Source organism: Natronomonas sp., from assembly GCF_046710025.1.
Classification (GTDB): Archaea; Halobacteriota; Halobacteria; order Halobacteriales; family Haloarculaceae; genus Natronomonas.
In genome coordinates this window covers 1-12,701 of sequence record NZ_JBKEGK010000059.1, presented here as the reverse complement: position 1 = coordinate 12,701, position 12,701 = coordinate 1, and the positions used below count along the sequence as shown (strand labels likewise).

The following is a 12,701-nucleotide window of genomic DNA, read 5'->3' as shown; positions in this document are numbered from 1 at the left end:
CGCTTTGATCTTCCACCGCCGGCGTAACTCCTCTTCAAGCTCGTGACGAATCCAGTCACAGAACGTCTTGAACGTGAACTCATCGGGTAGGTCGCGCCCGCCCCGGCGTGGGCGGGCGACGACCGCCCATCGGATCGTGAACACATCCAGATCCAGACACTTTCACGTGGTCAATTCGGCGATTCAATTCGGCTGATTACGCTGCTTGGGAAGTACCGAGTATCGGTGGCTTCGGATATCGGCTGTTATACGAGCCTAATACGCTGATAATGAAACTAGAATCAATAACACACCTGTCGGAAGCTCTAAACGTGGTATTTGACTTTCCGTACGGTTATCTCTCAGATAACATCATCAAACAACGACCGTACGGTAGAACTCGTTCAAAAGATGGTATATATTCAATTACGAACACACAGTCGGCTGAAAGCACCTATGCCGCTGAAGAGTTTCAAAATAAGCAAGATGGACCGGCGACGCAGTTTGATATCAATTGATCGTCATTTCTGAGGTGCCTGTATAAAAGGCGCAGCTGTTGTCCGGAGATTTCTGTTACACCTCCTTACTCGATTCTAACGGTGTTAAGTTGTCAAAGTCACTTTCTCAGACGGACTCTAAGTGTAGCTTCAGATTTGGACTCACTAGCTCAGCTGCTGAGTCACTAGCTTAAGCTCTCCGAGCGCGTATCTCTAGGCAAGCGCCAATGTCTCAATCGGCGAATCTACCACGCAGCGACACTCTGTTCAGAGGTCGCTGCGTGGCAGACTGATCGCAACGCAACAAAACGACTCATCGACTGGCAATTCATAACTGATGATGCACGTGTCAAGCTACGGGGACTCTATCCAGTCCCGATCGCCGAAGACTAGTGAGACAATGGCTGAAGCTACACTAAGCCTGTTTTCTACCAGATCACGGTTCTTGCCTATCTGTCATATATGGCTCTCGTAGCTCGCAGGATCTATATCGAATCTTCCATGAACGTGGATATGATTAGATCCTCAGCCGTTCGGAGCCGGTACTGAACAGTTGAGGACGGTGTATCGAGTCCGTCGGCGATGTCTTCGACGGTCACTTCTCGAGGGCGGTCGTAATATCCTTGACTGAACGCCGCTTCGAGCGTTTCCCAGTGGCCCACCGAAAGCTGGGCTGCGGCACGGGCCGTCGCGTCCCATCCGACCGACGATTGTAGACGGGAAAGATCGAGCGAAAGTCCGGACCGGAGCGACCCTTCGATAGCGTCGTACAGCTCTCCGATCGCCTGTTCGCTCGGGTGGAGGACACGCCAGCGGTACTCGTTGTCGATCCGACGGGCCTCGAATATACAACCTTCGCCGACGTGATCGATGACGACGTACGGGATCGAGTGGCAATCTTGTACCTCCGTCCGGTACGTGTAGATCGTTCGCGTTGTTTTGGTACTGTCGAGGACATAGTACTCCCGATGCGTTTGACAGTTCGGCGTATCGAGACACTCGTTACACTGTGAGCGATCGAGATACTGCGAGTCGAGCCGCTGAAGCGCCTCCGTCGAGCCAGTTATTTGATCGATCCGCCACATCGACGAGTCCGTCACGAAACACCACGACGACCGCGCCGAGAGCGACTGGTGTTCCCGAAAGATGTCCATCAGGGGATCCGCCCCCTCGTCGAACCGAATACTGAATTCAAATTCCTGCATTATCGTGTTATCTCACGCGGCGTAGTTAGCGGGTGGGTTAGTATAAACTAAGGCCAACTGCCCGGTATAACAATACGCATCATCTCCACGGAGTAGTGCGAGTTTTGAGCATACGTCTATGACCGAAAGTTGTGTATAATCAAACTAACTTCTAGCATCGATCCCGCCTCAAACACGAGTGGCGACAGAGCATGAGTGATCAAAAGTAACACGCCTCTGGCAGTATTGAACCGGGGGATACGAGCCAACGAGTCGCTGCGGAGGGCCTCCGTGAACGCGGCTGTGACCCCGAGGAACTCAGACAAAAACGTGTCGACGCGGCCGGGGCCGAATTCACGACGTACTACTATACGAACCTCCGGATGCATCTCGCCGGAGAGGAGGATTACAAGGAGATCACCGAGGACGCGCGGCTCAAGGACCGAGCCCACTCCGAGTTGGTCGTCCCTCGGATTTACGAATTAGAGGGGTCGCTTCCGAATGATGTCCGTGACATCGCGGATCGTGCGTCCTGTCCCGACGCGGAGGTCCCAACCCCGATAGACGACGACGGTTGCCTCGATACCAGCCCGCTCGAAGTCGAGGATATCCTCGAGGTGCTGCTTGAGGCGGAGCGCTGTGCGATCCGTACGTGGAGCGAAATCTGCGATATGACCCGTGGCGCCGATCCGCGCACCTACGACATGGCACAGCGGATTCTCAACGAGGGAATGGACCACGAAGCGTGGTTTATCAAAATCCAAGGCGAATACCCCGAGGCTTGACTTCGGGGATGAAGCCGACACGCGCTGATACAAACCATTACGTAGACATATCGCTACTCAACAGACAGCGATGGAATACAGTCACCGCTACCACGCCTACCCGACACAAAAGGTAGCGGCTGAACTGGAACACCATCTTGACGTTCATCGCCAAGCGTACAACTACACCCTGTACGAGTACGAACACGTGGACGCCGACAACATCGGCTCCGCGCACAAACACCACTAGCGACTCCCTGACTGGAAAGAGAAGTTCCCTGTGTTCTCGGAGATCAACTCAGAGGCTCTCCAACGAACCGTCACGCGGTTCACCCTGAGGTGGTAGTCTGCTGTCGGTGGTGTCGGCGGAGCGCACCGATCTTATTCGCGACTGTCTCGGCAAGAGTTTCGAAGGCGGTGGCGGTGTCGTTGCTCTCACGACGGACGATCGGCTCGCCGTCGTCGCCACCGGCCCGGACCGTCGGGTCCAACGGGAGCGAGCCGAGGTAGGGCACGTCCACAGCCTCGGCTAGCGACCGACCGCCGTCATCACCAAAGACATCGTGGTGGCCGCCACAGTCGGGACAGACGAACCCACTCATGTTCTCGACAACGCCCAACACGTTCGTCCCGTACTCGGCGAACATCTCGACGCCACGACGGGTGTCGTCGACCGCTACCGACTGTGGCGTGGTGACGATGACTGCCCCAGTGACAGGGAGGTTCTGGAGGACGGTCATCTGCACATCGCCGGTCCCCGGCGGTAGGTCAACGATCAGGTAGTCGAGGCCGCCCCAAGAGACGTCTTCAAACAGGTTTGTCAGCGTGTTCTGAGCGACCGGGCCGCGCCAAACGACCGGGTCGTCCTCGTCAACCAGCAGTCCGACGCTCATCAGCGCAACGCCGTGGGCCGTCGGTGGTTCGATCCGGTCGGTTCCATCGACGGTCGTCACGTCGGGATCGGCATCTGCGTTCAGCATTCGGGGGACGTTCGGGCCATAGACGTCAGCATCGAAGATTCCCACATCGGCCCCCCGATCGGATAGCCCTGTCGCGAGATTGACCGCGATCGTACTTTTTCCGACGCCGCCCTTGCCGGAGGCGACGACGATCACGTTCCGGACGCTGGGTAGGACGCTCGTTTCGTGCGCATCGACCGGCGGAACAGTCGCCGAGAGTTCAGCTGTAAGCCCAGCCTCGTTGACGACATCGCGTATGCGGTCGGCGATGGCGGTCTCGTCAGGCGCATGCGGTGCGCCGAGGGCGAGCTTGATCCGGGCAGTGCCCTCGTCGACTGCGAGATCACTGAGGATACCAACGGAGACGATATCCGCTCCGAGCTCCGGATCGTCGACGGCGCGAAGGCGATCACGCAGGTCGGATTCGGAGATGGCGTCTGTCGTCATTGTGGGTCAGTACCGTAGTGTGGTTCTGCAGTCGGTACCTCGGCGGCGACACCCTCGCGGGCGTCCCACGCAGTGAACGTCCGGGCGATACGTACCACGACAGCGAAGACGCCCTCGACGGTATCCTCGCTTGCGACGGCCTGCTCGAAGGCATCGATCCAACCAAGCCGAGCGAGTGTCGACGCCTGTAGTTCGCGGACGCTGGCGAGTTCGTCGCCCGCCTCGGATCCGTTGAGGAGAGCCGCCTCGCGCTCACAGAGCGCGCACATGAACTCGAAGCAGGCCGCGAGGTGGTCCGGGATGTCGTCGCCGCGGGTCTGCTTGAACCCGGCGGCGCCGTACAGCCGGGCCATCGCGGCGGCCGGATCACCCAACAGTTCCCCGGCTTCTCCAACAGTGTGGTACGGCGAGTCCGATTCGAACTCCTCGCTGGGGTCGGTTACGTGAGCCGAGGCGAACGGCGGGACGTAGTGGTCGCCGGGAACGACAAACAAGTTGTCGTAGCCGACCTTCAGCGCTCGCTCGTCAAGTTCCTCGCCGACGAGTTCGTCGGTACCCAAGCCAGATGGCAGTACCGCCGCGAGATCAGCGAACGTTCCATCGTCGAGTGCCGCGACGAGACGGTCGACCTCTCCGTCGAAGATCGCCGCCAGCAGCTCATAAACGTGCCCTCGGGCTTGAGCCATCGCATGGGCGTCCGAATCGCCAGCCGATGAATCGCCATCACGAGTCGACATCGGGCTCACTGTCGCTCCACCTCGACGAAGGCGTCGTACTGGGCGTTGCTGCCCCCAACCAGATCCGAGAGACCGGTGTCGCCGAGTTCGCTGTCGAGCGGCTGGATGTGGTTGACCGCGAACCCGGCGTCCCGACCCTTGGCGATCCCTGCGTCGTCGTGCACCGGTTGATCGAATTTGTACGGCGTGTGCCCGTCCGCCTCGGCAGCCGCTTTGGTCCGGCCGTCGACGGTCTGGTCTGCCGCGCCGTCGCCGCTCCGACCCCAGCCCCATGCCGCACCGACGACGCCGGGGCGGATACCGCCGGTGACTCTCGCCATGCCTTCGACGGTGCGCCGACCGGCATCGATGGTGATCTGATCGCCGCTCTCGATGCCGCGTTCGTCAGCATCTTTCGGGTTGATCCACAGCGGGTTTTCAGGTTGTGTTTCGCGCAGCCATGGGCTGTTCTGGGTGCGGTGCATCCCCTGAGTGCGGGGCTTCCAGTTGATCAGCCGCAGCGGGCGGTCGGGCTCGGCGTCGCCGGCAACGGTGGCTTGGACATCCCCGTTGTAGTGTTTCACGTCGTCGACCTTCGGCAACGGGTCGAACCGTTCGCCGGTGAACGAGTGTTTGCCGGTCGAGGCGACATCGCTGTAGAAGTTCACCCGTGAGCCGAGCTTGTAGCGCATATGCTCGCCGTCGTAGGCGTTCGTGTCGGTTCGTCGGCCGGCGTAATCGTAGTCGTGGCCCTGCTGCCGGAACGCGGTCGCGTAGTCCTCAACCGGTTCCTCGAAGCGGCCGCCGCGATTCAGGATCGTGACGACCTTCGGCCACTCTTCGTCGGTGACTGCTTGCTTCCAGCGGGCGACGTCGAAGTTGTCGCCCAGCCCCTTCTCGTGGCTCTCGCGGAACACGTCCTGTTCGGCGGGGCTGGCGTCGGCTACCGGCTCTCGCGAGTAGGCGACATTGGCCGCCAGTTTGAGGTAGAAGTCCTCAGCCTGGTGGAGCGGCCATAGGTCGCCGTCGGCGTCGGGGATCGAGTTCTCGCCGACGCCGGGGAGATCCAACTCGTCCCAGATGTCGATCAGCACGTCCTCGAAGGGGCGGGCGTCGGGGACGACCGAGATGGCGGGCTGGCTGATCTTCTCGTCGGCCAGCCGCTTGTTCGGGTAGGTGCCGAAGTTCTCCCAGCGTTCAAGATAGGTTGGCTCGGGGAGAATGTAGTCGGCGTGTTTGCTTGTCTCGCCGATCACCGTGTCCGAGGCGACCACCAGCGGGATGGTGTCAGTGTCCTGAATGATCGCCGGGATCTGGTCGCCGCCGGCGACCGACATCACGTGGTTGTTCGAGTACGGCCGGATGAACAGCGCGTTCACTCCGTATGGGTACTCATCGGCGGCACTACCGTAGATCTCCTGGGTCTGCTGGGCCGGCGCAACGGGGAACCACGGCCGTTTCGCCGGGTAGCCGTCATCGCGGTCGAACAGCGTGGTGTCCTCGTAGTTGACTCCCCCACGGGTCAACGGGATCCCCCACGAGCCGTTGGCCTCGGGCACGTTCCCCAACCGGTAGCGACCCGACATTGTGTCGTAGCCCGCATAGGGGGTGATCTGGCCGCCCTTCCAGTCGTAGTTGCCGATCAGGTGCTGGAGGGTGGCGATGGCTCGGGTGTTGTAGAAGCCGTTGGTGTGTTTCGCTGGGCCGCGGTACTGCATGATCGCCGCCTTCTTGCCGTGGCTGGTGAACTCGTCGGCGATCTCGGCGATCGTATCGGCTGAGACGCCTGCCATCTCGGCGTACTCCTCGGCGGTGTGCTCAAAGACACGGGCGTGATACTGGCTCCAGACGCTCTCGACGCTCGTGCCATTGACCGTCACGTCAACCTCGAGTACCGCGGTTTCGACTTCGCTGGCCGGGCGTGGGTCGCCCGACTCGGCGTCAACGACAACAAAATCGTCGGCGGTCCCGGCGTCGTCGGCGACGAGGCCGAGGTCGGCCGCTGTCGCCTTCGGACCCCCATCCTCGTCGACGAGGACGAGGTGGGTCGCGTCGCTCCACGTCGGCTCGTCGTCGGCGCTTGCGGCCGTTTCCGAGGGGTTCTGCAAGTAAGTTAGGTCGTGGCGGTCGTGGTCGATGATCCACCGGGCCATGCCCATGGCGAGGGCGCCGTCGGCACCGGGGTCGACCGGAACCCACGTGTCGGCCTTCTCAGCGCTCTTCGAGAGCCGCGGGTCGACCACGTCCATCCGCAGGCCGTCCTGGATGGCGTTGGTCAGTTTGGGCGCGAGCCACGTCGGCCCCTTGTTGGCGACCATCGGATTCGTCCCCCACACGAGGACGTACTCCGCCTCGTCGATATCTGGGTACTGGCGTTTCTTCGGAGCGTTGTACGACCGGACGTTGCCCATCACGCTTGAGAAGCCGCAGGTCCCGGCGTGGTGGAAGCTGTTGATCGAGCCCAGCCCCTGTTTCCAGAGCCGCGTGCGGATAAAGTTCCGCCGGAAGCCGCCGATGTCAACGATCTGGTTGGCCTTCGGCCCCAGATCGGGGTGGTCGGTGTCGATGAGTTCGTCCTCCCACCTTGCGTCGAATGCCGACTTCGCCATCTCGCCGTTCTGGACGGCCTCCCAGTCGCTCATTACCTCGTCTTGTGAAGCGTGGGCCCACATCTCCCGCAGGCCGGGATGGCCAAGCTCCTCGTCGCCGTCGACAATCTCCTCGATGGCCTGGCCCCACGGGATGGTCTCCCACTCGCCCGAGCCGCGGGGGCCGACGCGCTTCATCGGTTTGCGGACTCGGTAGCTGTCGAAGGCCGTCTGGATGCCCGCCTGCCCCTTCAGGCAGATGCGGCCGCCCGACAGCGACCACCGGTCGCCGTCGACGTCGCCCGTACCTTCCAAATCGCCCATGGCGACGTCTTCAGGGTCGCTGTCGTAGGGCACCTGGCCGAACGGCTGGGTGGTGAGGAACGAGTAGGGGTTCCCCGCCAGCTTGCGGATCAGCGAGCTGTACTCGCCGGTGCCGCTTTGATCTGCGAGCCGCACCTTCACCGGGCAGAAGGTGTTACACTGCCCGCAGGTGGTGTGGATCACGTCACTCGCGTCGTACTCGCCGTACTCGTCGCCGACGTAGTGGTGTTCGTCGTCAGTCCACAGGTCGCCCAGATCAGTGTTTACGGTCACACTGCTAAGACCTGCGATCGCGCCGATACTCCCTGCCGCCTTGACGAAGTCGCGGCGCGAAACCGACGCGCCGTCGTCGCCTGTGTCGTCAGTACTCATTCGTGATCACCGCCGAGTGGTGTCAGTGGCAGCGTCTCCGCTCCCAACGTGTACAGCAGCAGCCCGACAGCCATGATGCCGATACTCGATCCCCACTCGACGAGCGTCGGGAAATAGGAGCCGTGGGGAAGGCCTTCTATCACCGGCAGAATCTGTGCCGGGATGACGATGTTGAACCGCACCGCAATGATCCCGACGACGACGCTCAATCCGGCCAGCACCATCACCGACGGCGTGCGTCGCCACGATTGCTTGCTCAGCAGCACCATCGGGAACACCCAGCTGAGGCCGATCATGAACCACCAGAACGACCACGACATCGGGCCGAACATAATCACCTGCCAGGTCTCGATTTCGTGGGGGTGGAGACTGGCAATCGGGATGAACGCCTCGATGGCGGTCAGCGCGGCGTCAACAATGATGAAGCCGATCAGCAACTGGGCCAGCCGGTCGAGCAGATCCGGGTCGACCGACTCGCCGTCGAACAGTCTGGTCCGGAGCACATAGATCATCATCACCAGCGCCGTCCCGCTGAGAAGCGCCGAGATGACGAAGATCACCGGGAACAGCCCACTGTTCCAGTAGGGGCGGGCCTTCGAGACGGCGAACAGCACGCCGGTGCCGCCGTGGACCGTGAAGATCGCCAGCGGAATGCCAACGATGCCGGCCCGCTTGAGCCAGCGCTGGTCGAAGGCCCGTGAGGCCTCGCTGGTGTCGTCGCGGCCCAGCGTCAGTGCCGCGTAGAACGTCTCGCGGAGCCCTGATGCCCGCTCCGCGATCCGAGCGAGGTCGATCCGCATCGAGAAGTACAGTTCCGTGACCAAGATGCCGATGTAGGCCACGTAGGCGTGGACCTCCCAGGAGAGCGCCGAAGTGAGCTGTCGCCAGATGAACGGGAAGTACATCCGGTCCATCCGACCGAGGTCGATCCAGACGAACAGTAGGGCAACGACCATGCTGATGATCGCCGCAAACAGTGCGTCGCGGTCGATCCGATGCATCCCCTCAACCTCGAAGACGTTTGCCATCGTACTCACGAGGAACGCTCCCGCCGAGAGGCCGACAAAGTAGATGTAGAAGGCGACCCACGATCCCCACGGCACAATGCTCGTGAGATTAGTGCTCCTCATCCCGTTCGTGAGCCGGATGTAGACCGCGACCGCACCGCCCGCCAGCAGCACGCCGATGAACCCGTACCACGCGATCCGGAGCCGACTGCTCCGGAAGCCGGGGTCGAACTCGAACTCGAAGAGTGTTGATTCGGTGGCCATGGTTATTCGAGGTAGTAGACGTTGGGGTCGGTCCCCTCGTCTTCTTTCAGTTGGAACGCCCGGTTCGAGTCGGCCATCGCGGCGACCTCGCTGTCTGGGTCGTCGAGATCGCCCATGTTGCGGGCGTCACCGATACACGTCTCCACGCACGCCGGCTCCTCGCCGCGTTCAAGCCGGTGGGTACAGAAACTACACTTTCGGACGTTACCGATCGGCGACTTGCCGTCCTCGCGCTTGCCACGGTCGACGCCGTACTCGGGGCTGGTGATTTCGCCGGCCTCGTCGACTTCGTCGTCGTAGTTCTCGCCGAAGTCGAAGTACCGCGCGCCGTACGGGCAGGCGATCATGCAGTACCGGCAACCGATACACCGGTCGTAGTCGATGTTGACCACGCCGTCATCCATCTTGTAGGTCGCCGACACCGGACACACCTGCACGCACGGCGGGTTCTCACACTGCATACAGGGCTTCGGGACGTTCGTCCGGGTCGTGTTGGGGAACTCGCCGTGTTCTTCCTCCATCACGACGTTGTACGAAACCCCCGACGGCGTTCGGTTTTCGGCCTTGCAGGCGACCGTACAGGAGTCACAGCCGACACACTTCTGCAGATCGATCACCATCCCCCACTTCTCGTCGCCCGCGCCGATACCACCATCCTCGTCGGTTCGGGCGGATTCGGCTGCCACTGCGTCCATTGAGCCGACCGTGCACTGCATCGATTCGGCGGCAGCCGCCGAGACGGTCTGGTCACTTGCATCCACCGCCGGGTTCGGCGTCTCGCGGTAGGCGTCACCGAACTCGGCGGCGGCGGCCGCGTCGTGTTTGGCCCAATACTCGTCGCCCGAAAGCTCACCGTGTGCGACGCGCTTTGCGTCTTCGGCCATCTCGATTCCGAGATCGGTGTCGGCCTCAACCTCGGCGAGTTCCTCGCGCGGGTCGGTCGTCTCGGCATCGACCATCGCGTCAAGATCGCTTCGGCCGACGTTCGGGACGCCCGGAAGCGCCTCATCGTCCGTGCTACTCATCGTTCCACTCCGTCGGCCGCCCCCAGCGGGGTCGGATCAGTTGGTCGATCATACACGTAGAGGTACGGATACACCTGTGGTGAGCGTTATACCGATACTGTTTGCCCCACCGATACCCCCCATATCTCGGGGGGCAATACTGTTTGGGGCGGCTGTCAATTCGCCGGTTTCGGGCGGTAGATGGCTGCGCTCGACGCGTGTCCAGCACCACGGCTATTTATTTGGGGTGACGGTCAACCCTTGTGCATGTACCGGTCGAACCGAGCGACGGGATACTGTGTGGACCAACGGCTGTCCGGATCATTGAGGAGGACCACGTGAACGGGATCTTAGTAGCCTCGGTCGCCATCCGATTGTTAGGGACGGGCTACTCGCTGCTGTTGCTCTCGCGGAGCCGAGATCGACGCTTTGGGTTTCTGACGCTCATGCTGTCGTTTATGACCCTACGTCAACTGCTCGCAGTGCGGACCGCCACTAGCGGGTTCGAAGAGCTTCCCGGCCTGATCGTGAGCGTGCTGATGCTGCTCACTGTCTATTACCTCTCGGCGTACGTCGAGGAGGAAGCAAGCGTTAAAACGGAGCTCCGGCGGGCCAACGAACGGCTCCGTGGGTTTCGAAAGGCGATAGAACACGCGGGCCACGCCATCTTTCTCACCGATACCGGCGGCACTATCGAGTACGCCAACCCCGCCGTTGAGTCGGTAACGGGCTACGAGCCGGATGAGGTGATCGGCGAAAACCCACGGCTCTGGCAGTCCGGCGAGCACGACGAAGCGTTCTACGAGGGTCTCTGGTCGCAGATCGCCTCCGGATCCGTCTGGGACGGCGAACTCACCAACCGCCGGAAATCCGGAGAACGCTGCTGGGTCGACGCTACGATCGCACCGATCACCGATGACGACGGAGCCGTCAAACGATACGTCGCCGTCGAGCGGGACATCACCGAGCGGAAGGAACGCGAACTCCACATCGCCGAACAAAACGAACGGCTGGCAATGCTGAACGCTACCAACGAGATGCTCCGGGACATCAACCGTGAACTCGTGTCAGCCTCGGCCCGCGAGGAGATCGAACACGCCGTTTGCGAGCAGCTTGCCGGCGTTGGCCATATCGCGGCGGCGTGGATCGGCGCTCGGGGACTCGTCGACAGGACGGTTACCCCCCGTTCGTGGGCCGGCACCGACGCAACCAGCCTTGAGGCCCGCATTGAGACGCTCTGTAGCGACTCCCAGACGCCCTTCGAGACGGCCCTCGACGATACCAAACCGGTCGTGACGACTGTCGAAGCCGACGGCAGCACGGTCAACGCCATCGTGGTACCGCTGGCCTATCGTGGTGCGGACTACGGTGTACTAGTCATCGAGACAACGGAGTTGAGCACCGTCGAGCAGATGGGCCGGGAAATCTTCGCCGAGCTCGGCCAGACGGTCGCCGACGCGATTAGCGCTGTCGAGAGCAAACAGACGCTGGCTTCCGACAGTGTGACCGAACTCGAATTCCAACTGACCGATATCGACGAGCCGGTCGCTCAACTGGCCGCAGGATTGGACTGTACGGTGTCGGTTGAGTACGTCACCGGCAAAGGTGACCAGCGTCGCCAATACATCGCTGTCGAGGAGGCCGACCCCGAATCCGTCGTGGCCCACGCCAGTGACGCGGCCACCATCGAGTCGATCCAGCACGTCTGTACCCACGACGACCGCTCCGTGTTCCGGCTGGAGGTGGGTGAGGATTCGATCGTTGACATGCTCTCCCAGTACGGGGCCTCGATCGATTCACTGTCGATTACCGGTACCCAAGGTCGGCTCGTCGCGGGAGTCGCCAGCTCCAACGACATCCGGACGATCGTTAACGTTCTTCAGTCGGCCTATACCGATCTACGACTGGTCGCCCAGCGGGAACGCGAGCGTACGATCCAGACCGAGGCCGCCTTCCGAGCAGAGCTGGAGGACAACCTAACTGACCGCCAACAGGAGGCCGCACGGACCGCCTACTTTGCAGGCTACTTCGAATGGCCGCGGGATCACAGCGGTGAGGAGGTCGCCGAAATGATGGACATCTCACAAACGACCTTCACACAGCACCTGCGGGCAGCCGAACGCAAACTCTTCGCGGCCCTGTTCGGCCAGACAACCACCAACCAGCCGGAGCGAGCCTGAGCTCCGGCGGATTGGACGGTCTGTCTGTACTTTTTCCCCGCACTGAAAGGCGATGCTTCCGCTGGCTATCGTCAGCGGAGATCATCCCGATTCGGTCGGGACTGTCCGATTGCTGACTACAACGCCTACGTTTTGCACAACAAATGATGTCAATATCACTTATTCGATGGTTGTTTCGCCAAGTTTGTTAAGATCCTCATCAGATGATATGATAGCGTCACTTATAATGATACTGTGTTCTGATAGTATCAACTATACATGATATCCGTCGTAGACGGATCCCTGATTGTCGGACTCTTTGTTGGGGGCTGGCTATGTTGGTTCAGCTATTCACTGCTGCAGGTGCCTTCACAGTTAGGTCGTCGCGCATTAGCAACGGCTATCATCATCTTGGGTATTGGCAGCGTTCTCACCGC

At 61.2% G+C, this 12,701-nt stretch carries 8 protein-coding genes and 2 pseudogenes; 3 read left to right on the top strand and 7 right to left on the bottom strand.

What is annotated here, in order from left to right; genetic code table 11:
* Nucleotides 1–135 (bottom strand): annotated as a pseudogene (locus ACI944_RS06000) (ISH3 family transposase); the annotation flags it as partial.
* 826 nt (nucleotides 136–961) lie between these two features.
* A complete protein-coding gene (locus tag ACI944_RS05995; protein WP_411718152.1) occupies nucleotides 962–1,681 on the bottom strand; it encodes a helix-turn-helix domain-containing protein in 720 nt (239 codons plus the stop codon).
* 224 nt (nucleotides 1,682–1,905) lie between these two features.
* Here ACI944_RS05995 and ACI944_RS05990 point away from each other — a divergent pair, with 224 nt between their 5' ends.
* The gene (locus ACI944_RS05990; protein WP_411718153.1) at nucleotides 1,906–2,445 is read left to right on the top strand and encodes a ferritin-like domain-containing protein; all 540 of its coding nucleotides are present in this window, start codon (nucleotides 1,906–1,908) and stop codon (nucleotides 2,443–2,445) included.
* 70 nt (nucleotides 2,446–2,515) lie between these two features.
* Nucleotides 2,516–2,755: pseudogene (locus ACI944_RS05985) on the top strand (helix-turn-helix domain-containing protein); the annotation flags it as partial.
* Here ACI944_RS05985 and ACI944_RS05980 read toward each other — a convergent pair.
* Genes ACI944_RS05980 through ACI944_RS05960 form a run of 5 tightly spaced genes read right to left on the bottom strand, consistent with a single transcriptional unit; the run spans nucleotide 2,754 to nucleotide 10,126 of the window.
* Complete coding sequence (locus ACI944_RS05980; RefSeq protein WP_411718151.1) at nucleotides 2,754–3,830, bottom strand: Mrp/NBP35 family ATP-binding protein; 1,077 nt, start codon at nucleotides 3,828–3,830, stop codon at nucleotides 2,754–2,756. The pseudogene ACI944_RS05985 and the gene ACI944_RS05980 overlap by 2 nt on opposite strands.
* Nucleotides 3,827–4,567, bottom strand: coding sequence for a molecular chaperone (locus tag ACI944_RS05975; protein WP_411718150.1), 741 nt, complete (start codon nucleotides 4,565–4,567; stop codon nucleotides 3,827–3,829). The genes ACI944_RS05980 and ACI944_RS05975 overlap by 4 nt, the downstream gene beginning before the upstream one ends.
* A 5-nt stretch (nucleotides 4,568–4,572) precedes the next feature.
* Nucleotides 4,573–7,830: a molybdopterin-dependent oxidoreductase gene (locus ACI944_RS05970; RefSeq protein ID WP_411718149.1), complete on the bottom strand. Its 3,258-nt coding sequence runs from the start codon at nucleotides 7,828–7,830 to the stop codon at nucleotides 4,573–4,575.
* Nucleotides 7,827–9,101 carry an NrfD/PsrC family molybdoenzyme membrane anchor subunit gene (gene nrfD / locus ACI944_RS05965; RefSeq protein ID WP_411718148.1) on the bottom strand — a complete coding sequence of 425 codons (1,275 nt, stop codon included), beginning with the start codon at nucleotides 9,099–9,101 and terminating at the stop codon, nucleotides 7,827–7,829. The genes ACI944_RS05970 and nrfD overlap by 4 nt, the downstream gene beginning before the upstream one ends.
* Before the next feature lie 2 nt (nucleotides 9,102–9,103).
* Entirely contained in the window at nucleotides 9,104–10,126 is a 1,023-nt protein-coding gene (locus tag ACI944_RS05960) for a 4Fe-4S dicluster domain-containing protein (RefSeq protein ID WP_411718147.1), read from the bottom strand.
* Nucleotides 10,127–10,368: 242 nt separating this feature from the next.
* Between ACI944_RS05960 and ACI944_RS05955 the strand changes: the two genes are divergently transcribed.
* On the top strand, nucleotides 10,369–12,285 hold the full coding sequence (locus ACI944_RS05955; RefSeq protein ID WP_411718146.1) for a bacterio-opsin activator domain-containing protein: 1,917 nt from the start codon (nucleotides 10,369–10,371) through the stop codon (nucleotides 12,283–12,285).
* Nucleotides 12,286–12,701 lie beyond the last annotated feature (416 nt).